Genomic DNA, 25,101 nt, shown 5'->3' on the forward strand with positions numbered 1-25,101 from the left:
CCCGACTCCAGCCCGAATCCCCACTCCGGACGTCAACTTGCCTTAGTATCAGCGTCACTTGACACCCAAATAGCTTTTCCGAAAGCTATTTGCCATGACCGAACTCCTCTCCCCCGCACCCTGGGCCCCGGCCCCCGTGGACGCCGACGCCCACCTCCGCGACATCCTGCGCCGGCACTTCGACCCCGACACCGGCTCCCACTTCTGGCTCAGCAGGGCGCACACCCTCGGTTTCGACCCGCTCCGCGACATCCGCACCCTGGCGGACCTGCGCCGCTTCCCCGACCTCAGCGACGAGCTGCGCACCGTCCCGGTGGAGGACCTGATCCCCGCCGGACAGGCGGACCGGCCCTTCGAGGTGTTCGAGTCGGGCGGCACCGTCGGCGCCCCCAAGCGTGTCGTCGACAGCGTCTCGCGCACCCTCAACGTCGACTGGGTCAGCACCGTGCTGGACAGCCACGGCTTCCCCAGGAACGCCAACTGGCTGCACGTGGGCCCCGGCGGCCCGCACGTGGTCGGCCGCACCATCCGGCACCTGGCCCAGCAGCGCGGCGGGCTGTGCTTCACCGTCGACTTCGACCCGCGCTGGGTCAAGCGGCTGCTGGCCGCCGGCCGCACCGAGCCGGCCGCGGAGTACCGGGACCATCTGCTCGACCAGGTCGAGCAGATCGTGCGCTCCCAGGACATCAAGGTCCTGTTCATCACCCCGCCCGTGCTGGAGGCCCTGTGCGCCCGCCCGGAGCTGTACGAGCGGCTCGCCGTGGGCCTGGAGGCACTGATGTGGGCGGGCACCAGCATCAGCCCCGAGTCCCTGCGCCAGATCGAGGAGACGTTCTTCCCGCGGGCCAGGGTCGCCGCGATCTACGGCAACACCCTGATGGGCATCGCCCCGCAGCGTCCGCGGCAGGAGGGCGACACGCACGCCGCCGTCTTCCGCCCCTTCCACCCGCAGTCGGTGGTCGAGGTGGTCGACTCCGCGACCGGCGAGGCCGTGCCGTACGGCGAGCGCGGCCAGGTCCTGGTGCACCTGCTCAGCCGCGACATGTTCCTGCCCAACGTGCTGGAGCGGGACACCGCGGTCCGGGTCCGCCCGGCCGCCGGTGACACCGTCGACGGCCTCGCCGACATCGCCCCGCTGCCCTCCCAGGGCGGCACGCGGATCATCGAGGGGGTCTACTGATGGCCGCCGCCCACGGCAGCACGCGACCCGGCCCCGGCAGCACACGCCCCGCCCCCGGTGTCGCGCGTCTCGACCCCGGTGTCGCGCGTCTCGACCCCGTCATCGACGGCCAGGACGTGCCCAGCCGGGACACGGCCCGGCTGACCGGAGTGGACGGCGCCCCGCTGGCGGAGGTCGGGCTCGCACCCCGGCTGCTCGCGCAGGCGGCCGTCAACCGGATCCGCCGAAGCGCCGACGGCTCCGTGCCCGACGCCGGTGTCTTCGCCGCCGCCGGCGACCTGTTCGCCACCGCCACCCTCGACGGCGAGAGCCCGCAGGAGTACCGGCGGCGCGTCGCCCTGGCCACCGGCTCGGCCCACGGCACGATCGACCGGGCCGTAGCCGGCATCCGCGCCGCGCTGAACCAGACGGAACTCCTCAACTCCTCCGAGCTGCCCGCCCCGTTCGCCGCCGGCGGGTACGCCCGCCACTGGGTCCCGCGCGGCCGGGTCCTGGCGGCGGTCGTCCCCAACAACCACCCCGAGCCGAACGTCACCTGGGTCCGCGCGCTGTCCCTGGGCTACAGCGTGCTCGTACGGCCCGGCAGCAAGGACCCCTTCACCCCCCGCCGGCTGACGGCCGCCCTGCTCCGGGCGGGGCTCGCCCCGCACAGGATCGCCTTCCTGCCCGGCGGGCACGAGACGGGCGAACACCTCATCGACCAGGCCGACCTGGGCATCGTCTACGGCGGCCCGGACGCGGCCGCACGCTGGGCGGGCCGGCGGGACGTGCTGGTCCGCGGCCCCGGCCGCAGCAAGGCGCTGGTGGACGCGGCGGCCGCGGCCCGGCTCCCGGACCGGCTCGCCGACTGGATCGCCGACGACGGCGGGGTGCGCTGCAACAACATCTCCGCCGTCCTCACCAGCGGCCCGGTGGACGAACTCGCCGACGCCCTCGCCGAGCGGCTGGCCGCACTGCCCGTCCATCCGGTCACCTCCCCCGAGGCCGTCCTGCCCGCCACCGGACGGGACGACGCCGCCGCCCTGCGGGACCATCTCGCCACGCTGACCGCACAGGTCACCGATCACTCCGCCCGGCTGTACCCGGACGGGCCGCTGGCCGAGGCCGGGGACGGCAGCACGGTGCTGCGTCCGCTGGTCGTCGCCACCGACGACCCCTTCCACCCGCTGGTCGGCACCGAACTGCCGTTCCCGTTCGTGGTCGTCGCGCCCTGGCGCACCGAGCACGGCATCGCACCGCTGCGCGACTCCCTGGTGGTCAGCCTCAACGGACGCCACACCGACCTCGCCCAGCAGCTGCTGCGCGAGCCGAGCGTGCGCAAGGTGACCACCGGCCCCGTCCGGCCCTGGGCCTCCCGCCCCGAACTCCCCCACGACGGCAGCCTCGCCGGGTTCCTGCTGGAACCCAAGGCGCTGGTCGTCGCCACCTGACCGCCTCGACCCACCGGAGAATCCGCCATGCCGCTCACCGCCCCCGCGCCCGTGGCCGGGCCCGGCACCGCCGCGCCGCCGCACTGGCGCGGCCTGCCCGCCGCCCAGCAGCCGCCGTGGCCCGACCCGGCCGCGCTCGCCGCCGTACAGGAGGAACTGGCCCGGCTGCCCGCGCTGACCCACCCGGCCGACGTCCGGCAGGCCGGCATCGCGCTCGCCGACGTCTCCGCCGCCGGTGCCTTCCTGCTCCAGGCCGGCGACTGCGCCGAGCCCACCGGTGCCGAGGGCGTCGCGGCGCTCCAGGGCAAGCACCGGATCCTCGGCGACATGGCCGAGATCATCAGCGACCGGATCCAGCGGCCCACCGTGACCGTGGGCCGGATCGCCGGCCAGTACGCCAAGCCCCGCTCCCGGCCCGAGGAGACCGTCGGCGACCGCACGCTGCCCGTCTTCCGCGGCCCGGCGGTCAACGCGCCCGCCTTCGACCCGGCCGCCCGCGTCCCCGACCCGCGGCGCATGCTCGACGCCTACCGCAGTGCGCGGGCGGTGCTCGACGAACTCCACGTGATGGCCCACCGGTCGGCCGGGGCCGGCGCCGCGCCCCCGGCACGCTCCTTCGACGGCACGCTGCGCGCCGTACTGCCCGGCTACGGGCGCACCCGCCGCACCGAGCGGGGCACCTGGCGCCGCACCGGGCTGTGGACCAGCCACGAGGCGCTGCTGCTGGACTTCGAAGAGGCCTTCGTACGGCCCGATCCGCTCACCGGCGAGGCGTACCTGCTCTCCACGCACCTGCCGTGGGTCGGCGACCGCACCCGCCGGCCGGACGGCGCCCACATAGCGCTGCTCGCGCACATCGCCAACCCGGTCGCGGTCAAGGTCGGCCCCGACACCCGCCGCAGCGACCTGCTCCGCCTGTGCGCGGCCCTCGACCCGCACCGCCGCCCCGGCCGGCTGACGCTGATCGCCCGCATGGGCGCCCGGGCCGTCGACGAGGTCCTGCCGCCGCTGGTCAAGGCCGTCGCCGGCGCCGGACACCCCGTCGTATGGGCCAGTGACCCCATGCACGGCAACACCTTCACCGCCGCCACCGGTCACAAGACCCGGCACATGGACGACATCCTCGCCGAGACCACGGCGTTCTTCCGGATCCTGCACCGCGCCGGGCAGTGGCCGGGCGGCCTCCACCTGGAGGTGGCCGGTGACCGGGTCACCGAGTGCCTGGGCGCCGGCGGTCCCGGCAGCGAACTGGGGCTGCGCCGCGCCTACCGCACCCTGTGCGACCCCCGCCTCAACGACGACCAGGCACACCTGCTGGCCCGGACCGTGGCCGACCTGGCCGCCCGGGGCTGACCCGCCCGCCGCACCCTCCCCCGTCCGCCCAGCGCCCGACGGAGCCTTCGATGAAGACCCTGCTGATCGACAACTACGACTCCTACACCTACAACCTCTTCCAGCTGATAGCCGAGGTCAACGGCGAGGAACCGGTCGTCGTGACCAACGACGCGCCCGGCGTCGACGACCTCGACCTGAACGCCTTCGACAACGTGGTGATCTCGCCCGGCCCCGGGCACCCCGGCCGCGCCGAGGACTTCGGCGCCAGCGCGCGGATCATCCGGACCTCCCCCGTCCCCGTGCTCGGGGTCTGCCTCGGCCACCAGGGCATCGCCGCCGCGGAGGGCGCCGACGTCACCCGCGCCCCGGCGGCCCGCCACGGCCACCTCAGCCGCATCACCCACGACGGACAGGACCTGTTCGCCGGGCTGCCGCAGGAGTTCACCGCCGTGCGGTACCACTCCCTGGCCGTCGCCGAACCGCTGCCCGCCTCCCTGGAGGCCACGGCCTGGTCCGAGGACGGCGTGATCATGGGGGTGCGCCATCGGGAACGGCCGCTGTGGGGACTGCAGTTCCACCCGGAGTCGGTGGCCACGGAGCACGGCCACCGCCTGCTCGCCAACTTCCGCAACCTGACCTTGGCCCGCCGGACGGGCCGGCCCCGACCGCGCATCCCCGCGCAGCGCAGGCCCGCACCACAGCAGCCGGCCGGCGCCGGCCGCGGTGACCGCGCGGCCCGGCCCGGCCAGGACGCACGCTACCGGCTGCACCTGCGCATCCTGGAGAAGGAGATCGACACCGAGGCCGCCTTCTCCCGGCTGTACGCGTCGTCCACGGCCCCCGCCTTCTGGCTCGACAGCGCCCTGGTGGAGAGCGGCCGCTCCCGGTTCTCCTTCCTCGGCGACGCCTCCGGCCCGCTGGCGGAGACGGTGCGCTACCGCACCGGTGACGGCGCCGTGGAGGTGACCGGCCCCGGCACGGGCACCCGCCGCGTGCCCGGCACCGTCTTCGACTACCTCCAGTCCGAGCTGCGCCTGCGCACCACCGACGCGCCGGAGCTGCCCTTCGACTTCACGGGAGGCTATGTCGGCTACTTCGGCTACGAGCTCAAGGGCGACCTCGGCGCGCACAACAAGCACACCGCACCGACCCCGGACGCCGTGTGGCTGTTCGCGGACCGTTTCATCGCCGTCGACCACCAGGAGGGCACCACCTATCTGGCCGCGCTCAGCAGCACCGACCCCGCGGTCCCCGGCGCCGGCCCCGCCTCGGCCGAACAGGCCGTGCACTGGCTGGAGTCGACCGCGTCCGCCCTGCTCGCCCTGCCCGGCACCGGCCCGGCGGACGCGCCCGCACCGCACACGGCCGACGTCGAGCCGTGGCTCGTCCACGACGCCGAGCAGTACACCGCCCGTATCGCCGACATCCACCGCGAGCTGCGGGCCGGCGAGAGCTACGAGGTCTGCCTGACCACCGCGGCCTGGGTGCCCGCCCGGGAGAACGGCTACGACTTCTACCGCAGGCTGCGCCGGGTCAACCCGGCCCCCTATGCCTGCTACCTGCGGCTGGGGGACGTCGAGGTCGCCGGCTCCTCGCCCGAGCGGTTCCTGACCATCGACCGCTCCGGAACCGTCGAGACCAAGCCGATCAAGGGCACGGTCGCCCGCAGCGACGACCCCGACGAGGACCGGCGCCTGGCCGACTCCCTCGCCTCCAGCGCCAAGACCCGCGCCGAGAACCTGATGATCGTCGACCTGCTCCGCAACGACCTGGGCCGGGTCAGCAAGGTCGGCAGCGTCCATGTGCCCCGGCTGATGGCGGTCGAGAGCTACCGCACCGTCCACCAGCTGGTCTCCACCGTCCGCGGCACGCTCCGGGACGACGCCGACGCCCTCGACGCGGTCAGGGCCTGCTTCCCCGGCGGCTCCATGACCGGGGCCCCCAAGCGGCGCACGATGGAGATCATCGACGGCCTGGAGAGCGAGGCGCGCGGCATCTACTCCGGCTCGATCGGCTGGCTGTCCACCAACGGCACCGCCGATCTGAACATCGTCATCCGCACCGCCGTCCGCGTCGCGGACCAGTGGCGGGTGGGCGCCGGCGGTGCCGTCGTCCTCGACTCGGACGCCGGCGAGGAGTACCGGGAGATGCTCCTGAAGGCCGCCGCCCCGCTGCGCGCACTCAGCACCGACGACGCCCCCGTCACGGCCTGAGCCGTCCCCTTCGGACCGGCCCCGAGCGCAGAAGAGGAACCCTTCGATGAACATGGCCGCAGACCTGGCCCGACGGGCCGCCCGTGCCGGGTGGCGCGACCGGCCCGCCTACCACGAGGACGACCGCACCATCAGCCACGGCCGGCTCCACGACCTGGCGGCCGGTGCCGCCACCGTCCTGGCCGAGGCCGGCGCCGGACCGGGCACCCGGGTGCTGATCGCCCTGCCCGACTCGGTGGCCTGGGTCACCGCCTTCCTGGCCACGGCGCGCCTGGGCGGCGTCGCCGTCCTGGCCAACCCGGCGCTGACCGCCGCGGACCACGCGCACATGGTCCGCGACGCCCGCGTCGAGGTGGCCGTCACCGGACCCGAACTGGCCGGGAGGTTCCCCTCCCTGGCCCATCTGACCGGCGAGCAGCTCCTCGACCGGGCCGCGGCGGCGCCGCCCGCCCGCCCCGCCGAACGCGCTCCCGACGACGCCCTGTACATCCAGTACACCTCCGGCACGACCGGCACCCCCAAGGGCGTCGTGCACCGCCAGCGGGACCCGGAGCTGTACTACACCGGGGCCGGGGCCCAGGTCCTCGGCATCGGGCCCGACGCCGTCAACCTGTCGGTGTCCAAGCTGTTCTTCGCCTACGGATTCGGCAACTCGCTGGCCTTCCCGCTGTACTCGGGCGGCTGTGCCGTGCTGGTCGCCGGCCCCCCGCGCCCGGAGACGGTCGCCGGGCAGGTGGCCCGGCACGGCGTCACCCACCTGCACGCGGTGCCCTCCGCCTACGCGGCGCTGGCGGCCGCCACCGACCCGGCCGCCTTCGCCGGTGTGCGGGCGGCCGTCTCGGCGGGGGAACGCCTGGCCCCCGCCCTGGCCGCCCGGTTCGCCGAGCATCTCCAGGCACCGGTGTACGACCAGCTCGGATCCACCGAGACCGGCCACGCCTTCTGCACCGACGGCGTCACCGGTCACGTCCCCGGCACGGTCGGCCGGCCGGTGCCCGGTTTCGAGGTGCAGCTGCGCGACCGCGACGGCACGCCGGTGGCCGACGGCAGCGAGGGCGAGCTGTGGGTGCGCGGGCCGACCGTGATGCCGTACTACCTCAACCGTCCCGAGGAGACGGCCCGCACCCTCGTCGACGGCTGGCTCGCCACCCGGGACCGGGCCGTGCGCAACCCCGACGGCACCTACACGCACCGCGGACGCACCGACGACATGGAGATGGTCGGCGGCATCACCGTCGCCCCCACCGAGGTCGAGGAGGTCCTGGCGGCCCACCCCGAGGTCAGGGACGTGGCCGTGGCCTCCCTGCCCAACGCGGACGGCGCCACCAAGCTGCGCGCCTTCGTCGTCCCGCGCAGCCCCGGTGCCTCCGCGCAGGTCCTGGAGGCCGAACTGACGGCCCTGGCCCGCAGCCGTCTCGCCCCGTTCAAGGTGCCGCGCAGCGTGCAGCTCGTCGACTCCCTGCCGCGCACCGCCACCGGCAAGCTCCAGCGCTTCCTGATCCGCCGCCCCGCCGCCCGCTGACGACCCACCGCAGAAAGGCACCCCGACATGTCCAGGTTCACCCTCCCGGAAAAGGCCTTCTACCTCGGGCTGCTGTGGGAGAGGGCCGCCGCCCGGCACGGCGACGTCCCCGTCACCCTCGACCAGCCCCTGGCCACCCTGCCGGACGCCGGCACCGACCTGACGTACCGCCAGGTGGCGGATCTCGTCGACGATCTCGCGGCCCGGCTGTGGCAGGTCGGCATCCGCCCCACCGAACGCGTCGCCGTCCACAAGGACGACAACTTCGACATCGCCCTGCTGGCCTGCGCGGCCGCCCGTATCGGCGCCGTCCCCGTCGTCCTGTCGGCCGCGCTGAGCGCCGAGGTGGTCGCCAAACTCCTCGAACGCCTCGACGAGCCGTGGCTGATCAGCGACGCCCACAAGCTCGGCGGACCGCTCAAGGACCTCCCCCTCGCGCACCTCGTGCGCGAGACCGTCCTGGCGGGCACCGCGCCGCACGGCTCGCTGCGCCTGCTCGCGGACCTCACCGACGCGCCGCGCCGGCCCGCCGTACGGCTGCACCGCCGGCAGACCGCGCTGATCACGCACAGCTCGGGCACCACCGGCGTCAACAAGCTGATGGTCCACAACGCCCGGGCCCTGTTCCACCGGCTGCTGCCGCAGCAGCTCATCGCCTGGCCGGTGCGCGGCAAGGAGACGGTGGCGCTGTGCATGTCGTACGTGCACTCGCGCTTCTACCACTCGCTGGGCGTCTTCCTGAACTACGGCAACCCGCTCGTCGTCCTCACCGACCCCGACCCGGACGTGGTCGGGCCGATCTTCACCCGGACCCGGCCCGGCCTGGTCGAGACCCACCCCAACAACTTCATCCAGTGGGAGGACCTCGCCGACGCGCCCGGCGCGCCGCTGTCCAGCGTCCGCTACTACAGCAGCACCTTCGACGCGATCCACCCGCGCACCATCCAGCGGCTGCTCGCCGCCTCCCGGCGCCGCCGGCCGCTGCTGGTGCAGCTGTACGGGCAGAGCGAGACGGGCCCCATCTCCGGCGCCTGGTACACGCGCAAGAGCGCCGCGAAGAACGACGGGCGCGACGTCGGCTTCGTCCTGCCCGGCTTCATCAAGCTGCGCGTGGTCGACGAGAACGGCAGGCCGGTACGGCGGGGCAGGCCGGGCCATCTGGAACTGCGCGGCCGCGGCACGATCATGACGTATCTCGGTGAGGACGAGCGCTACCAGCGGCAACGGCACGACGGCTGGTGGCGGCTGGGCGACATGGGCTCCGTCAGCCGGGGCGGCCGGCTGCGCCTGCTGGACCGGGAGATCGACCAGATCGACACCATCGACAGCAACCTCGAACTCGAGGACGTGCTGATGTCCCGGCTGGACGAACTCCTCGAGGTGATCATCGTGCCCGGTGCCTCCGGGCAGCCCGTCCCGGTGGTGTGCACCCGCCGCGACGCACCGCTCGACCCGGAGCGCTGGCGGGCGGCCACCGCGGACCTGCCCTCCCTGGCCCCGCCGCTGCACTGGCCGTTCGGTGACGTCCCGCGCACGTCGACCTGGAAGGTCCGCCGGGTGGAGATCTCCCGGATGCTCCACGAGGGCGACGCGCCCCGCAACCTCAACTCCCCCGCCTGAAGCCACCGCAGAAGGACGTGTCATGACACACTCGCCGCACGGCACCCAGCCGCTCCCGGTCGTCGTGGCCGGCGCCGGGCCGGCCGGGCTCACCGCCGCCCTGGCCCTGCGCCACCACGGACTGCCCGTCACCGTGCTCGAAGCCGACGCCGAGGACCGCGTGCGCCCCGGCAGCCGGGCCCTGTTCGTGCACCGCGACTCCCTGGCGCTGCTCGGCACGATCAGCCCCGGACTCGACCGGACCCTCGCCGCCCACGGCGTGGTGTGGCACACCCGCCGCACCGTCTACCGCGACCGGGAGGTGTTCGCACGCACCTACCCCGAGGCGCCCGCGGGCACGGCGCCGCCGTTCACCAGCCTGCGGCAGGTGGAGACCGAGAAGCACCTGCTGCGCGCCTGCGAGCGGGCCGGGGTCCGCTTCGTCTGGGACGCGCCCGTCACCGGAGCCGAGTCCGGGCCGGACGGGGTGCGGCTGTTCACCGCCGACGGCACCGTGTACGACGCGCAGTACGTCATCGCGGCCGACGGCGCCCGCTCGACGCTGCGGCACGCGCTCGGCATCACCATGAGCGGCACCCGCTCGAAGGCCTTCCACGTGGTGGTGGACGTGGCGGAGGACCCGGCCGACCCGATGCCGCTGGAACGCGTCTTCACCTACGAGCATCCCGCTCTGGGCGGGCGCAGCGTGATGCGGGTGCCGTTCGCCGGCGGCTTCCAGCTCGATCTCCAGTGCAAGGACGGGGACGTCCCCGAGGAGTGGGCCACCGAGGAGGCCGCGCGCCGGTGGGTCGCCCAGGTGGTGCCCGCCGGCTACGCCGACCGGCTGCTGTGGGTGTCGCGGTACCACTTCCTCCAGGTCGTGGCGGACACGTTCACCGATCCGCAGCACCGGGTGCTGCTGGTCGGCGAGGCGGCCCACCTGTTCCCGCCGTTCGGGGCCCGCGGGATGAACAGCGGCATCGCCGACGCGGTGGCCGCCGCGGAGGCCGTCGCCACCGCCCTGTCCGGCGGCGAACGGGCCGCCGCCGTGGGCGCCTTCGCCTCGGCGCGGCGCGCGGCGGCCCAGTTCAACAGCCGCGCGGCCGGCACCGCCCTGGCCCATCTGCGGCCCCGGCACCGCCTGACCCGGGTGCGCCAGGCCGTGTCGGCCCGGATGGCGCCGCTCGTGCCGGCCTGGGGCGAGTGGCTGGAGCGAGCCCCCTACGGGCCGCGCTCGGCGCCCGCCGCGGCCACGGCCGGCAGGTACTGACCGTGCCGGCCGACGCCCCCGTCTGGCTGGCCTGGGAGTCCGGCGCGGGCCTGGTGCCCGGTACGCCGCCCGCGGCCGAGCTGCTCGTCGCCGACTCCTGGCTGGTGCAGGACGGAAGGTCCCGTTTCCTGCAGCGGCACCGGGCCCGGTTCACCGAGGCGTGCCGGGCCGCCGGGGCGCCCGGGGCGCTGGACCTGGACGGTTTCTGGCAGCGGGCCGTCGAGGCGCTGCCGCGCGAGGGAGAGTGGTTCCCCCGCGTCGAACTGCTCGGCGGCCGGCGGCCGTGCGCGGCGCTCAGGCTGCGCCCGGCTCCCGCCCGCACCTCGTCGGTGCGGCTGCGTTCCTGGCGGGGCCGCGACCCGCGCCGGATCCCGCACCGCAAGGGACCCGACCTCGATCTGCTGGCGCGGCTGCGGGCCGCGGCCGCGGAGCACGGCGCCGACGACCATCTGCTGCTCACCGGCGACGGCTGGGTGACCGAGACCACCTCGGCCAGCCTCGTGTGGTGGGAGGGCGCGGACCTGTGCCTGCCCGGCGAGGATCTGCCGGTGCTGCCCGGGGTGACCGCCGCCTGGCTGGCGGACCGCGCCCGCCGGCTGGGCGTGCGGGTGCACCGGCGCCGGGCCCGCCCGGCCGACCTGGACGGGCGGGAGACCTGGGTGGTCAACGCCCTGCACGGGATCCGGCCGGTGACCTCCTGGTCCGGCACCTCCCTGCGGCCCGGCCCCGCGCGGCGCGCCCCGTCCTGGCAGCGCGCCTGGCAGCGGGCCGCCCACCCGCTGCCGGGCATCCCGACCGCCGCCTGACCCCCGACGCCTTGCCCTCGCCTCCCCCGCCCCGTCCCGGGCGCGCCCGTCTGTCACTTTTCTTTCCGAGGAGAAACCCATGTCTGCCCGCCACCTCACTCTGGCCGTCGTCGGAGCCGGTCCCCGGGGACTGTCCGTTCTCGAGCGGACCGTCGCCAACGCCCGTGCGCACCCGGACCGTTCGGTGACCGTGCACGTGATCGACGCGTTCCCGCCCGGCGCGGGCGCGGTGTGGCGGACGGGCCAGTCCCGTCACCTGCTGATGAACACCGTGGCCTCGCAGGTCACCGTGTTCACGGACGGCTCCGTGCGGATGGCGGGGCCGCTGGTGCCCGGCCCGAGCCTGTACGAGTGGGCGCGGGCGCTGCCGTCCCGGCCCGGTGCACAGGACTTACCCGGCCATGTCCTGGCCGAGGCCCGTGACCTGGGCCCCGACTCGTATCCCACGCGCGCCTTCTACGGGCACTATCTGCGCTGGGCCTTCGGGCACATCACCGCGCACGCCCCCGCCCACGTCCGCGTGCACACGCACCGCACCCGCGCGGTGGCCCTCGACGACGCCGGACCGGACCGGGACGGCCCGCAGACCCTGCGGCTGGAGGACGGCACGGTGCTGACGGGCCTGGACGCGGTGGTCCTGGCCCAGGGGCACGTACCGGCGCGGCCCTCGCGCGGCGAGGCCGAACTGGCCGGGTGGGCCGGCCGTCACGGGCTGCGGTACGTCCCGCCGGGCAACCCCGCCGACCTGGACCTGTCGGGCATCGCCCCGGGCGAGACGGTTCTGCTGCGCGGTCTGGGGCTGAACTTCTTCGACCACATGGCCCTGTTCACCGTCGGCCGGGGCGGGACGTTCGTGCGGGAGGAGGGGGCAGGGCTGACGTACCGGCCCTCGGGGCTGGAGCCGTCGCTGGTCGCCGGGTCCCGTCGCGGTGTGCCGTACCAGGCCCGGGGCGAGAACGAGAAGGGCGCCCACGGCCGGTACGTGCCGCGGCTGCTGACGGCCGGCCGGATAGAGCGGCTGCGGCGCGCACCGGTCGGCTTCGCCGCGGGCCTGTGGCCGCTGATCGCCGCCGAGGTGGAGAGCGTGTACTACCGCACGCTGCTGCGCTCCCGCGGGCGCGGAGCGGTGGGCGACCTGCTGGCCGAGCGGTATCTGGCCGCGCCTTCGGCGCAGGCCCGGACGTCCCTGCTGGACGCCTGCCGGATCGCGCCGGAGGACCGCTGGGACTGGGAGCGGGTCGCCCGGCCCTGCAAGGGGACCGCGTTCACCGGCCAGGACGACTTCACCGCGTGGCTGCTGGACTATCTGGAGCGGGACGCGGCCGAGGCGCGGCGGGGCAATGTGAGCGGTCCGGTGAAGGCGGCCCTGGACGTGCTGCGCGATCTGCGCAACGAGATCCGGCAGGTCGTCGACCACGGTGGGCTGCGGGCCGCGTCGCACCGCGACGACCTCGACGGGTGGTACACGCCGCTCAACGCGTTCCTGTCGATCGGCCCGCCGGCCTCGCGCATCGAGGAGATGTCCGCGCTGATCCGGGCCGGGGTGCTGCGGGTGCTGGGCCCGGGGATGACGGTGCGCACCACCGAGGGTGACGGCGGGGCCGCGTTCACGGCGTTCTCCGCCGCGGTGCCCGGACCGGCGGTGCGGGCCGGGGTGCTGATCGAGGCGCGGCTGCCCGAGCCGGATGTGCGGCGGACCGCCGATCCGCTGCTCGGCCATCTGCTGACGACCGGTCAGGCCCGGCCGCACACCCTCGTCGACGGCGAGGAGCGGTACGAGACGGGCGGGCTGTCGGTGACGCCGCGCCCGTACCGGGTCGTGGACGCCGCGGGCCGCGCCCATCCGCGGCGCTTCGCCTACGGCGTGCCCACGGAGGCCGTGCACTGGGCGACGGCGGCGGGGATACGGCCGGGTGTGGACTCGGTGATCCTCGGCGACGCCGACGCCATCGCCCGCAGTCTGCTGGGGCTGCCGGAGCGGCCGGACGGGCCGGATGAGCCGGATGGGCCGGCGCAGTCCGCTTCGGCCCAGGTCGCCGTGGCGGCCGGGGGGCACGCGTAGCGCGTGGAACGCCACTTCGCCGTTGTCTAGACTGCGCTGCCGCGTAGAAAGGTTCCGATGGAGACGACATCCGCGTCACGGTGCACACCGGCCCACCTCGCGTCCCAGGCGGCGCGGCTCGCCGCCGCCATGGACGCCGTCACGGACGCCGAGGCCGCCCGGTGGGGTCTGACCCGCGCCGACTTCGAGGTGCTCGCCGCGCTGCGGGACGCCGGCGAGGAGCACGGGTACCGGCTCCGGCCGACGGAGCTGGCGGAACGGTGCCGGCTGTCCTCCGGCGGAACGAGCAACATCATCCGCAGGATGACCGAGTCCGGCTATGTGGTCCGGGAGGCCGATCTGCGGGACGGGCGCGGCTCGTGGGCCCAGCTGACGCAGGAGGGGCTGCGGGTCGAGGAGGAGGTGCGCGGCGCGGCGGACGCCGTCTACGAGCGGCTGCTGGGCCCGTTGCCGGGGGGTGTCGTCGAGGCGCTGTCCGGGCTGATCTCGCTGGTCGCCGCGTCCTTGGAGAGCGATGCCGGGGCGCAGGGGGAGGCGGCCGGGCCGGTCAGCGCGCCCCGGGGCCGGTCAGCTCGGCGATGACGTCGCGCACCCGCTCCGGGGTGGGCACCCCTTCGGCCCGCCAGCGGCCGATGAGCACGGTCGGGACGGTGTGGACGCGGTGGACGCGGCGGGCGTCGCGCTGCTCGCGGCGGTGGCGTTCGGCGTCCCGCGCGGAGGTGATGCGGGCCCGTACGCCGTCCGGGTCCAGGCCGGCCTCCCGGGCGACGGCCAGCACGACGGAGGGGTCGCCGATGTCGCGCTGTTCGCGGAAGTGGGCGGCGAACATGCGGTCGTTGTACTCCTCCGCCGCGCCGTGTTCCCGGGCGTAGCAATAGCCGCGCAGGGCGAGCGCGGTGCGCGGCAGCGGCAGCCGGTGCGGGGGGCCGACGGGGACGCCGAGCCGGCGGGCCATCGGCACCACGGAGTTCTCCCACACGCCCGAGGGGTGGTCGCCCTCCCCGGCCCGCGGGGTGCCCTCGGGATGCAGTTCCAGGGGGTGCCACAGGATGCGGGTCCCGGGGTCGGTGACCGCGTCGGCCAGTACCTTCCGGACCATCACCGAGAAGGGGCAGATGTAGTCGAACCAGACCTCGATCGTCAGGGGCATGGCGAAGCTCCGTCAGGTGGTGTGTTACGTCCGGCCGAGCATCCGGGCGAGGGCGCGCAGCGGCACGTGGCGCAGGGCGGGCCGGTGGCGGGCCTCGTACAGCGTCTCGTAGACCGCCTTGTGCAGGACGCAGGCGTACAGCAGCGGCCGCTGGTCGCGCGGGTCGGTGCCCGCTTGTGCGGCGTAGCCGCGGCAGAAGGCGTCCTGGGCGCGTGCGGACGGCGGCGGCTGCGCCGGGTCGCCGGCCGGGCCCGGGCGGACGGCGAGGTCGGCGGCGTAGTCGAAGGAGCGCAGCATGCCCGCCACGTCCCGCAGCGGCGAGTGCGGCACGGTGCGCTCCGGGATCGGCAGCGCGGGCTCTCCCTCGAAGTCGATGACGACCCAGCCGGCGTCGCCGCGCAGCAGCTGCCCGAGGTGCAGATCGCCGTGGATGCGCTGGGCGGTCGCGCCGCCGGGCAGGGCGGCGACGGCGTCGAAGGCGTCGGTGAGGTCGCCGGCGAGGGGGTCCAGTTCCGGTACGGCCGTGCGGGCCTCGGCGAGCTGCCGTCGCATCTCGGCCGCCAGCGCCGCCAGGCGGGGCGGGGTCAGCTCCACGGTGCCGAAGGCGTCGGCGAGGGCGGTGTGCACGCGGGCGACCGTGCGGCCCATGCGGTGGGCCTCGGTGAGCAGGTCGCCGGTGGCGCCCTGTTCGAGGGCCCGGGTGACCACGCTCCAGCCGTCGGGGGCGCCGGGCAGGAAACGCTGGATGACGGCGAGGGTGACGGGGGCGTCGCCGAGGCTGCCCTCCACGGCGCCGTACACGGGGGCCGCGCGCCCGCTGCCGTGCGCCAGCAGGGCGCGCTGCACCTCCAGGTCCGGGTTGACGCCGGGGTGCAGGCGCCGGAAGAACTTGACGAGGTAGCGGTCGTCCACGACCACGGAGGTGTTGCTCTGTTCGACGCCGAGGGGGCGGCAGTCGCCGACCGGGTGGGTGGCGAAGCGGGCGCTGTCGGGTGCGGGCTCGCTCGTGCCGGCGAGGTCGCCGCTGCGCTGCCGGCCGGCCACCAGCCGGAACAGGGCGCGCAGCAGTACCGGGTCGGCGACCGCCTCGTAGACGACGAGGTCGTCGAGTGCGGCGATGACGTGGCCGGCGGCCGCGTCCGGGACGGTGCCGGCGAGGGCGACGACGGTCTGGAAGTGGTCGGCGCCGCCGTCGGCGAACTCGGCGCGCAGGACGAGGACGAAGCCGCGCAGGTCCTGGCGGTTGTCGGGCAGCGGCACGGGGGCGCTGCGCACGAGGCGGACACCGGTGAGGGCGCGGCCCTTGCCGGCGTACCACCGCTGCCAGGGCAGCCAGGCGGCCAGGGCCCGCTCCAGGCGGTCCGTGGGCAGCGGCGGCGCGGCCTCGGTCGTCGGCGGGGTCATCGGCGCTCCTCGTCCGGGCAGACGCAGAACCAGTGGAAGCCGTGGCCGGGCAGGCTCAGCTGGTAGGGGCCGGGGCCGATCACCGGGTAGGCGGCGCCGCCGGTGATCTCCACCGGGGTGATGCCCCGGTAGCCGCGCAGGTCGAGGCTGACGGGCTGGGGGTGGCGCGAGAAGTTGTTGACGCACAGCACCTGGGAACGGCTGCCGTCCGGGCCCGTCCAGCGGCGTACGTAGGCGAGGACGGCCTGGTTGGAGGAGGGGATCTCCTCGTAGTCGCCGAGGCCGAAGGCCGGGTGGGCGCGGCGGGCCAGCAGCATGCGCCGCGTCCAGTGCAGCAGCGAGGCGTCGTGGGCGCGCTGCCGTTCGACGTTGATGGCCTGGTGGCCGTAGACCGGGTCCATGATGGTCGGCAGGGTGAGGCGGCCCGGGTCGCACGGGGAGAAGCCGGCGTTGCGGTCGGGGGTCCACTGCATCGGCGTCCGTACGGCGTCGCGGTCGCCGAGCCAGATGTTGTCGCCCATGCCGATCTCGTCGCCGTAGTAGAGGATCGGCGAGCCGGGGAGCGACAGGAGGAGGGCGGTGAACAGCTCGATCTGGTTGCGGTCGTTGTCCAGCAGCGGGGCGAGCCGGCGGCGGATGCCGATGTTGGCGCGCATGCGCGGGTCCTTGGCGTACTCCGCGTACATGTAGTCGCGCTCCTCGTCGGTGACCATCTCCAGGGTCAGCTCGTCGTGGTTGCGCAGGAAGATGCCCCACTGGCTGCTGGAGGGGATCTTCGGGGTCTTGGCGAGGATCTCCGAGACGGGGTAGCAGGACTCGCGGCGCACGGCCATGAACAGGCGCGGCATGAGCGGGAAGTGGAAGGCCATGTGGCACTCGTCGCCGCCCTTTTCGTAGTCGCCGAAGTAGTCGACGACGTCCTCGGGCCACTGGTTGGCCTCGGCGAGCAGGACGCGGCCGGGGTACTCGTCGTCGACCATGCGGCGTACGCGCCGCAGGAACGCGTGGGTCGCCGGGAGGTTCTCGCAGTCGGTGCCCTCGGCCGCGTACAGGTAGGGCACGGCGTCCAGGCGGAAGCCGTCCACGCCCAGGTCGAGCCAGAAGCGCAGCACGTCCAGCATCTCCTGCCGGACCGCGGGGTTGTCGTAGTTGAGGTCGGGCTGGTGGGAGAAGAAGCGGTGCCAGTAGTACTGGCCGCGCACCGGGTCGTAGGCCCAGTTGGAGGTCTCGGTGTCGACGAAGATGATGCGGGCGTCGGCGTACTGCTTGTCGTCGTCGGCCCACATGTAGTAGTCGCCGTAGGGGCCGTCCGGGTTCCTGCGCGACTCCTGGAACCACGGGTGCTGGTCGCTGGTGTGGTTCATGACCATGTCGATGATCACGCGCATGCCGCGTTCGTGGGCGGCGTCGAGCAGGGCGGTGAAGTCGTCGAGCGTGCCGAACTCCGGCAGCAGGCTGCGGTAGTCGGCGACGTCGTAGCCGCCGTCGCGCAGCGGGGAGGTGAAGAACGGCGGCAGCCACAGGCAGTCCACGCCCAGCCAGTGCAGGTAGTCGAGGCGGGAGGTGAGGCCCTTGAGGTCGCCGACGCCGTCGCCGTCGCTGTCCTGGAAGGAGCGGACCAGCACCTCGTAGAAGACGGCTCGCTTGTACCACTCGGTGTCCGGCGACGGCAGCGGGTGGCGGCCGGCGGTGGCGGGACGGGCCTTGGCGGGGGTGCTGGTCAACTGGTCCTCCAGGCGAAGATGCGGGCGGCGGCCCGTTCCGGGCCGAGCTTGACGGGGACCACCGGGCCGAGTTCGGCGACCTCCCCGGTGACCTCGTCCACGGCGGTGAAGGGCGTCCGCGGCCTGCCGAGCCGGTCCAGGTCGAGGGCGACGGTGCCCTCCTCGGTGTCCGAGGGGTTGAGGCTGACGACGCACAGCACGGCGTCGCCGGTGGCGGGGTCGGTCTTGCTGTAGGCGATGAGTGCGTCGTTGTCGACGGGGTGGAAGCACAGGGTGCGCAGTTGCTGGAGTGCCGGGTGGTCGCGTCGTATCCGGTTCAGCAGGGTGAGCCAGGGCTCCAGGGAGCGGCCCCGGGCGAGGGCGCCGTCGAAGTCGCGCGGGCGCAGCTGGTACTTCTCCGAGTCCAGGTACTCCTCGCTGCCCGGCCGCAGCGCCCGGTCCTCGTACAGCTCGTAGCCGGAGTACACCCCCCAGCTGGGCGAGAGGGTGGCCGCGAGGGCGGCGCGCAGCGCGAACATGCCGGGGCCGCCGCGCTGGAGGGCCACGGGCAGGATGTCGGGGGTGTTGACGAAGAGGTTGGGGCGCAGGAAGTCGGCGTCCGCGGCCAGTTCGGTGAGGTAGGAGGTCAGCTCCTGCTTGGTGGTGCGCCAGGTGAAGTAGGTGTAGGACTGGGCGAATCCGCGCCGGGCGAGGCCCTTGAGCACGGCCGGGCGGGTGAAGGCCTCGGCGAGGAAGAACACGTCGGGGTGGGTGCCGCGGACCGTGCGGATCAGCCACTCCCAGAAGTCCGGCGGCTTGGTGTGGGGGTTGTCGACCCGGAAGATGCGCACGCCGCGGTCGATCCAGAGGCGGACGATGCTCAGCACTTCCGCGTACAGGGTGCCGGGCGCGGTGTCGAAGTCGAGGGGGTAGATGTCCTCGTACTTCTTGGGCGGGTTCTCGGCGAAGGCGATGGTGCCGTCGGGGCGTGCGGTGAACCATTCGGGGTGTTCGGTGACCCACGGGTGGTCGGGGGCGCACTGGAGCGCCAGGTCCAGGGCCACCTCCAGGCCCAGGCTGCGGGCGGTCGCGGTGAAGCGGGTGAAGTCCTCGACGGTGCCGAGCAGCGGGTGGACGGCGTCGTGGCCGCCTTCGCGGGCGCCTACGGCCCACGGGGAGCCGACGTCGTCGGGGCCGGCGGTGAGGGTGTTGTTCGGGCCCTTGCGGTGGACGCGCCCGATGGGGTGGACGGGCGGCAGGTAGACGACGTCGAACCCCATCCGGGCGATCCGCGGCAGTTCCCGGGCCGCGGTGCGCAGCGTGCCGTGGAGGGGGGTGCCGTCGGCGGCGGTGCCTCCGGTGGAGCGCGGGAAGAACTCGTACCAGCTTCCGAACAGGGCCCTGTGGCGGTCCACGGACACCCGGCGAATCGTTCCTTCGGTGAGCAGGTCGCGGGGCGGGTCGGCGGTGACGAGACGGTGCACGGGCTCGGACAGGGCGGGGCCGACGCGCTGCGGCAGGGGCCGGGCGGCATCGCGCAGAGCCGCGACGGCCCGGTCGAGGACACCGCGCGCGTCCTGTCCGGGGGCGCCGGGCGCGTGCGCGTCCTGTCCGGGTGGTCGCACGCGCTCCAGCAGCCGGGCTCCCTCCTCCAGTTCGTTGGACAGGTCGGTCAGGCCCGCACCGAGCTTGGCCTGCAGGCCCGACCGCCACGTCGTCCACGGATCCGCCCAGGCCAGGATGCGGAAGCTGCTCTCTCCCGGGGACCTGGGCACGACGACGGCGTGCCAGCGGTCGCCGCCGGGCTCCTGCCGCTGCATCGGCACGGTGCTGGTGCGGCCGTCCGGCTCCCGCCATTCGACGGCGGCGCCGACGGCCCCGTGCCCTTCTCTCCATACGGTGGCGCTGATCACCAGGTGCTCGCCCACGGCCGCCTTGGCGGGATACCCGCCGTGGCCGACCACGGGTGACTCATCGTCGATTCCGAGACGACCGACCATTGTTCACTCCCAGTGGTCACAGCTGAGACTGACCGGTTCATGGTTGTTTCACGCGAAAGCAACGGGCAAGGAATGAGGCCCGACTTGGGCGAGTCGCGGAAATCGCGGAATGTTTTCCGCGGCCGTCGCCCCTGGTTCCCCAGCGGCGCATCACCGGCTTTTCCAGGCCCTGATGGAGCAGCCAGGAAAGCATCAGCGCGACCACGAACGAGAGCAGGATCACAAGGAATTCGGCTATCGGCCCGCGGCCGTCCGCGTCCAGGGCGCGGTGGACGTGGACCACGACCGGGCGGTGCACCAGGTAGAAGGCGAAGGAGAGTTCGCCGAGCCGCACGGCGGCCGGGTGCCCGGCCCGTCCGGTGCGTCCGCGCAGCCCGGCGTCGGCCACCGCGCCCACCACCAGGGCGAGGGGGACGACGGTCGCGGCGGCCAGGCCGTACAGATAGGGCAGGCAGGTGGCCAGGGCGCAGGCCAGGACGGCCAGGGCGGCGGCGGGCGCGGGGCCGGGCCCCCGCCAGCGGCCCTCGCGCACGATCCGGGCGAGCAGCATGCCGAGGACGAACTCCGGCAGCCGGGCGGCGGGCAGCACGTAGACGGCCCAGTAGTGCCACAGGCCGGGGGTGCCGTCGGGCATGGGCAGGGCCGGGCCGGCGGGCAGCAGCAGGGGCACGGCCGCGGGCAGGCAGACGGTGCTGCCGGCGGCGGCCCCGGCGGCGGCCCACAGGTGCCGGGGGCGGATCCTCGACAGGACGGACCACAGGGCGGGGAACAGCGCGTAGAACAGCACTTCGGCCGAGAGCGACCAGCTCACGGGGTTGCCGCTGACGAACACTTGCGGGCTGGGCACCCAGGCGTGCAGGAGCAGCAGGTTCACGGCGGCCGTGCCGGGGGCGGGCAGGTCACCGGCCGCGCCTGCCACGGCGAAGGCGGCCAGCGCCGTGGCGAGGTGACTCGGGTACACCTTGGCGGCACGGCGTCGCCAGAAGCGGCGCGCGGTGTCGCCGCAACGGGCCGAGAAGGCCAGGACGAAGCCGCTGAGGACGAAGAAGAAGGACACGCCGGCCCAGCCGGCCTTGGCGGGCAGCGCGGCCGGGCCCGGGCCGGGGGCCGGCACGGCCGCGAGCCAGGCGTGGAAGACGAACACGCCCAGGGCGGCCGCGAACCGCAGGCCGGTCAGCGCCGGCAGCCGGGCCGGCGCCCGGGCCTGCCGCGGCGGCCTGCGCGCCGGGGACCGGGGGGTGGGGCCGGACGGGGGCCTCATCGGTACGGCAGCCTCCTGGCTCAGGACATGTGCCGGACGGCACCGGGTCGCACCGCGGTCCGGGGGCCGGGACCGGGGCCGGGGACGGGGACGGGGACGTGATCGTCGCCGGCATCCGCAGCGCCCCGGGCACCGGGGCGATGCGGGCGGCGGCTCGGGGCTCGCCGCGCCGGCCGGCGACTCGGTGCCGGTGCGGGAGCCGAGCGGCGTCATGGGGCGCGGCCGGCGCGAGCAAATTACTCCGCGCCCTGTCGGAATTCACGCTTCCAGTTCTATTGGGCCAAGTTGGAGAAGTCTCCCGTCAACACCCTTGCCTCATTGCGGATATCCCTTGCCCAAGGCTTCACTCGACAACGTCTGCTGTTCCCGATCCCGGCCCCGTGCACCGCATTCGGAGGGCGGGGAACCCTTTTGACAGCGAGGAGACATCCGTGTCCAAACGCATCCTGGTGGTGCTTTCCGAATACGGCTATTGGGGGGAGGAACTGGTCGGTCCCCTGGAGGCCTTCGACGCCCGCGGATACCGCACGACGTTCATCACCCCCACCGGGAAGAGGGCGCACGCGCTGCCGCCGAGCCTGGACTCCGAGTACATCGACCCGCCGCTCGGGCGCTCGGTCACCACGCGTGACATGGCCCGCAGGGCGCGGGCGCTGGACGACTCCAGCCGCCTGGACAACCCGCTGAGCCTGGCCGAACTGCTCCCCGAGCGCCCCTACTTCAGCTCCCTGAACCACCTGCGGGAGCTGGAGGACTACCACCGCCGGCTGGCCACGGCCACCACCGAGCTGCTGTCCGGCTTCGACGCCCTGGTGATCGTGGGCGGCAGCGGTCCCATCGTCGACCTGGCCAACAACGAGCGGCTGCACGAGCTGGTCCTCGCCTTCGTCGCCGCCGACAAGCCGATCCTCGCCGAGTGCTACGGCGTCGCCGCGCTGGCCTTCGCCCGTGACTGGGAGACGCGCCGCAGCATCCTGTGGGGCAAGCACGTCACCGGGCACCCCAAGGAGTACGACTACAAGGACGGCACCGGGTTCCTCGGCGTCGAGTTCAACATGGGCCCGCCGCCGTACCCGCTGGAGTACATCCTGCGCGACGCCACGGGGCCCGACGGCGGCTTCCACGGCAACGTCGGCAAGGAGACCTCCGTCATCGTCGACCACCCCTTCGTCACGGCCCGGTCGACGCCCGACTCCGTTCCCTCGGGCGAACTGCTCGTCGAGGTGCTGGAGAACGGGCTGCGCCGGCACGGCTGGTAACCGCGCAGCGGGCAACGGCACGCGACCGTGAGGAGAACTGCATCCATGTCCGCCAGACCAGGCAAGGCCGCCCTGTTCGAGCAGTTCGCGGCCGACGGCATCACCCACATGTTCGGCAACCCGGGCACCGTCGAGCAGGGCTTTCTCGACCTCGTCGACCGCAGCGGCATGCAGTACGTGCTCGCCCTGCACGAGAGCGTCGCGGTCGGCATGGCCGACGGCTTCGCACGGGCGTCCCAGGGCCCCGCCGTCGTCCAGCTGCACAGCGGGGTCGGGCTGGGCAACGGCATCGGCATGCTCTACCAGGCCAAGCGGGGCGGGTCCCCGCTGGTGACCCTGGTCGGCGAGGCCGGTGTGCGCTACTCCGCGATGGACGCCCAGATGGCCGCCGACCTGGTGGCCATGGCGGAGCCGGTCACCAAGTACGCCACCCGCGTGGTGGACCCCTCCTCGGTGCTGCGCGAGCTGCGCCGTGCGGTGAAGATCGCCATGACGCCGCCGCGCGGTCCGGTGATGGTGGCGCTGCCCGCCGACGTCCTGGACCAGGTGACGACCGAGCCGGCGGTGCCCACGTCCGTGCCGTCCTTCCGGACCGCCCCGGCGCCAAAGGAGACCGCGCGCGCCGCCGAGCTGCTGCTGGAGGGCTCCAGCCCGTTGATCCTGATGGGTGACGGCGTCGCCGCCAGCGGCGCCCAGCGGGAGCTGACGGCCGTGGCCGAACGGCTGGGCGCCCCGGTGTGGGGGGTGAACTCCTCGGAGGTCAACTTCGATGCCACCCACCCGCTGTACCGGGGGCAGCTCGGGCACATGTTCGGCGACGACAGCGCCCGGGTGGTCCAGGACGCGGACGCCGTCCTGATCGTCGGGACGTATGTGTTCCCGGAGGTCTTCCCGCGGCTGGCCAGTCCGTTCCGCAAGGACGCGCGGCTGGTGCACATCGACGCGGACGCCTACGAGATCGCCAAGAACTTCCCCGTGGACCTGGGGCTCGCCGCCGATCCCCGGCTCACCCTGGAGGCGCTGGCGCAGGAGCTGGACCGCCGGGGAGCCGTCCCGGCGGCGACCGGGCCCGCCGTCCGCACCGGGCAGCGGCAGCCGGACACGCCGATGGACCACTTCGCCCGCGAGCTGGCCGCGCAGGCGGACACCGGGCGGCTCGCCGTGTTCGACGAGGCCCTCACCGCGTCCGGCGCGCTCCTGCGCCATCTGCCCCCGCGGATCCCCGGCACCTTCTTCCAGACCCGCGGCGGCTCCCTCGGCGTCGGCATCCCCGGCGCCCTGGGCGTGAAGCTGGCCCGGCCCGGCCTCGACGTCGTGGGCTTCACCGGCGACGGCGGCAGCATGTACACCATCCAGGCCCTGTGGACCGCGGCCCGGCACGGCATCGACGCGAAGTTCGTCATCTGCAACAACCGCCGCTACCGGCTGCTGGACCACAACATCGACCAGTACCGGCGGGAGCTGGGCATCCAGCCGCACGCCTACCCGGAGGCGTTCGACCTGACCCGGCCCGAGATCCGGTTCACCGAGCTGGCCGCCTCCCTCGGCGTCCCGGCCGTCCGGGTGGAGAAGCCGGAGCAGGCCGCCGGCGCGGTCCGCCGGCTCCTCGCCCACGACGGGCCGTTCCTGGTGGACCTGGTCACCGAGTAGCCACTTCCTCAGAAGGAGCATCAACATGTCCACGACCCAGGCCGCGCCGGTCCTCACCGAGGAAGCGGTACGCCAGTTCGTCACACGGTGGTACGAAGCGCTGGACCGCCACGACCCGGTCGACGAGGTGGAACGGTTCCTCGCCTCCGAGGGACTCGTCATGCACTTCCCCGAGGGGACCTCCGAGGGCCTCGACGGCTTCCGCTCCTGGTACGACGCCGTCACCCACCGGTTCTTCGACGAGACGCACACCGTGGCCTCCGTCGACACCGTGACGACCGGACCCGACAGCGCCGAGGTCAAGGTCGTCGTCAACTGGCAGACGTCGGTGTGGACCCCGCCGGCCGCGCGCAGCCAGTGGCTCGGCTTCGACGCCTACCAGACCTGGACCGTCGTGGTGGAGAACGGCACCCTCCGCATCCGCACGTACACCGTGGACGGCCTGAAGGCGATGCCCGGCTCCGCCGAGCTGTGACCCACCGGGTCGTCCCCGAAGCGGCGCGACCCGGTGAACGCGGCCCGCGGCAGGCATCCCCCGACTGCCGCGGGCCGCGCCCCGTCCTTCCGTCCTCGACCACCCATCCGACCACTGCCGCTGAGGACATCCCATGGCACCTGTCAAGCCCCTGAGCACCGGCCGCATCGCCGGGAAACGCATCGGCATCCTCGTGGAGAGCGACTACGTCGAAGAGGAGATCACCTACTACCAGCGCAGGTTCGCCGAGGAAGGCGCCGAGGTCCAGCTGCTGACGCGGCTGTGGGGCCAGGCGTCCCTGACCTTCACCGGTCACGAGCACCGGGCCACGCTGGAGGTCGACGGCGACCTGGAGGCGCTGGACTTCCACGACCTGCTCCAGTTCTCCGCGCTCATCGTGCCCTCCGGCATGGTCGCGGACCGTCTGCGCTACAGCGAGGACGTCAACCAGATATCGCCCGCCCTGGAACTGGTGCGCCGGGCCTTCAGGGTGCCCAACCTGGTCAAGGCGTTCTCCTGCCACGGTCTGCAACTGCTGTCGGCGGCACCGGAGCTGATCCGGGACCGGCCGGTGACCTGCCACAACAACCTCGCCGCCGATGTGCGCAACATGGGCGCGGTCTATCTCGACCAGGACGTGGTCGTCGACCGCGATCTGATCACCTCGCGCACCGTCGAGCACTGTCATCTGCTCGCGCGCACCGTCATCGAGCGGCTGGCCGTCCCCTACGAAGCCGCGGCCTGATGCGCCCGGCGCACCACGGTCCCCTCCCTGTCCCCGG

Annotated in this window: 19 protein-coding genes; 14 read left to right on the forward strand and 5 right to left on the reverse strand. The window is 74.0% G+C overall.

Annotation, left to right across the window (positions count from 1 at the left end; translation table 11 throughout):
- Window positions 1–94: 94 nt before the first annotated feature.
- From H0H10_RS14865 to H0H10_RS14910, 10 genes are all read left to right on the forward strand, one after another.
- Complete coding sequence (locus H0H10_RS14865; protein ID WP_188181397.1) at window positions 95–1,180, forward strand: AMP-binding protein; 1,086 nt, start codon at window positions 95–97, stop codon at window positions 1,178–1,180.
- On the forward strand, window positions 1,180–2,610 hold the full coding sequence (locus tag H0H10_RS14870) for an aldehyde dehydrogenase family protein (RefSeq protein ID WP_188181398.1): 1,431 nt from the start codon (window positions 1,180–1,182) through the stop codon (window positions 2,608–2,610). Before H0H10_RS14865 ends, H0H10_RS14870 begins: the two co-directional genes overlap by 1 nt.
- Window positions 2,611–2,637: 27 nt before the next feature.
- The gene (locus H0H10_RS14875) at window positions 2,638–3,963 is read left to right on the forward strand and encodes a 3-deoxy-7-phosphoheptulonate synthase (RefSeq protein WP_188181399.1); all 1,326 of its coding nucleotides are present in this window, start codon (window positions 2,638–2,640) and stop codon (window positions 3,961–3,963) included.
- A gap of 50 nt (window positions 3,964–4,013) precedes the next feature.
- On the forward strand, window positions 4,014–6,158 hold the full coding sequence (gene pabB, locus H0H10_RS14880; protein WP_188181400.1) for an aminodeoxychorismate synthase component I: 2,145 nt from the start codon (window positions 4,014–4,016) through the stop codon (window positions 6,156–6,158).
- Window positions 6,159–6,204: 46 nt separating this feature from the next.
- Window positions 6,205–7,680 (forward strand): AMP-binding protein, encoded by a 1,476-nt coding sequence (locus H0H10_RS14885; protein ID WP_188181401.1) that lies wholly within the window; start codon window positions 6,205–6,207, stop codon window positions 7,678–7,680.
- A gap of 27 nt (window positions 7,681–7,707) precedes the next feature.
- Window positions 7,708–9,300 (forward strand): class I adenylate-forming enzyme family protein, encoded by a 1,593-nt coding sequence (locus H0H10_RS14890; RefSeq protein WP_188181402.1) that lies wholly within the window; start codon window positions 7,708–7,710, stop codon window positions 9,298–9,300.
- A 22-nt stretch (window positions 9,301–9,322) separates the two neighbouring features.
- Window positions 9,323–10,549 carry an FAD-dependent oxidoreductase gene (locus H0H10_RS14895; protein WP_188181403.1) on the forward strand — a complete coding sequence of 409 codons (1,227 nt, stop codon included), beginning with the start codon at window positions 9,323–9,325 and terminating at the stop codon, window positions 10,547–10,549.
- A gap of 2 nt (window positions 10,550–10,551) precedes the next feature.
- Entirely contained in the window at window positions 10,552–11,355 is an 804-nt protein-coding gene (locus tag H0H10_RS14900; protein ID WP_188181404.1) for an aminotransferase class IV, read from the forward strand.
- Window positions 11,356–11,434: 79 nt separating this feature from the next.
- Entirely contained in the window at window positions 11,435–13,417 is a 1,983-nt protein-coding gene (locus H0H10_RS14905) for an FAD/NAD(P)-binding protein (RefSeq protein WP_188181405.1), read from the forward strand.
- A gap of 57 nt (window positions 13,418–13,474) precedes the next feature.
- Window positions 13,475–13,999, forward strand: a complete 525-nt coding sequence (locus H0H10_RS14910; protein ID WP_188181406.1) for a MarR family winged helix-turn-helix transcriptional regulator — start codon at window positions 13,475–13,477, stop codon at window positions 13,997–13,999.
- On the opposite strand, the gene H0H10_RS14915 is transcribed toward H0H10_RS14910, so the two are convergent.
- The 5 genes from H0H10_RS14915 to H0H10_RS14935 are packed head-to-tail and all read right to left on the reverse strand — an operon-like array spanning window position 13,965 to window position 20,935.
- Window positions 13,965–14,567 (reverse strand): DsbA family oxidoreductase, encoded by a 603-nt coding sequence (locus H0H10_RS14915; protein WP_188181407.1) that lies wholly within the window; start codon window positions 14,565–14,567, stop codon window positions 13,965–13,967. The two genes, H0H10_RS14910 and H0H10_RS14915, sit on opposite strands and share 35 nt — an antisense overlap.
- Before the next feature lie 24 nt (window positions 14,568–14,591).
- Entirely contained in the window at window positions 14,592–15,971 is a 1,380-nt protein-coding gene (locus H0H10_RS14920; protein ID WP_188181408.1) for a maltokinase N-terminal cap-like domain-containing protein, read from the reverse strand.
- Window positions 15,968–17,644: a maltose alpha-D-glucosyltransferase gene (gene treS / locus H0H10_RS14925; protein ID WP_188181491.1), complete on the reverse strand. Its 1,677-nt coding sequence runs from the start codon at window positions 17,642–17,644 to the stop codon at window positions 15,968–15,970. Before treS ends, H0H10_RS14920 begins: the two co-directional genes overlap by 4 nt.
- A gap of 47 nt (window positions 17,645–17,691) precedes the next feature.
- Complete coding sequence (locus H0H10_RS14930) at window positions 17,692–19,674, reverse strand: alpha-1,4-glucan--maltose-1-phosphate maltosyltransferase (protein ID WP_188181409.1); 1,983 nt, start codon at window positions 19,672–19,674, stop codon at window positions 17,692–17,694.
- Window positions 19,675–19,711: 37 nt separating this feature from the next.
- Window positions 19,712–20,935 carry an acyltransferase family protein gene (locus tag H0H10_RS14935; protein WP_188181410.1) on the reverse strand — a complete coding sequence of 408 codons (1,224 nt, stop codon included), beginning with the start codon at window positions 20,933–20,935 and terminating at the stop codon, window positions 19,712–19,714.
- 431 nt (window positions 20,936–21,366) lie between these two features.
- Here H0H10_RS14935 and H0H10_RS14940 point away from each other — a divergent pair, with 431 nt between their 5' ends.
- The 4 genes from H0H10_RS14940 (at window position 21,367) to H0H10_RS14955 (ending at window position 25,064) form a co-directional block, all read left to right on the forward strand.
- A complete protein-coding gene (locus H0H10_RS14940; protein WP_188181411.1) occupies window positions 21,367–22,194 on the forward strand; it encodes a type 1 glutamine amidotransferase domain-containing protein in 828 nt (275 codons plus the stop codon).
- Window positions 22,195–22,239: 45 nt separating this feature from the next.
- Window positions 22,240–23,844 carry a thiamine pyrophosphate-binding protein gene (locus H0H10_RS14945; protein ID WP_188181412.1) on the forward strand — a complete coding sequence of 535 codons (1,605 nt, stop codon included), beginning with the start codon at window positions 22,240–22,242 and terminating at the stop codon, window positions 23,842–23,844.
- Between the two features lie 25 nt (window positions 23,845–23,869).
- Complete coding sequence (locus H0H10_RS14950) at window positions 23,870–24,319, forward strand: nuclear transport factor 2 family protein (RefSeq protein WP_188181413.1); 450 nt, start codon at window positions 23,870–23,872, stop codon at window positions 24,317–24,319.
- Window positions 24,320–24,452: 133 nt separating this feature from the next.
- On the forward strand, window positions 24,453–25,064 hold the full coding sequence (locus tag H0H10_RS14955; protein WP_188181414.1) for a DJ-1/PfpI family protein: 612 nt from the start codon (window positions 24,453–24,455) through the stop codon (window positions 25,062–25,064).
- The last annotated feature ends 37 nt before the right edge of the window (window positions 25,065–25,101 follow it).

The organism is Streptomyces griseicoloratus (genome assembly GCF_014534645.1).
Taxonomy (GTDB): Bacteria; Actinomycetota; Actinomycetes; order Streptomycetales; family Streptomycetaceae; genus Streptomyces; species Streptomyces griseicoloratus.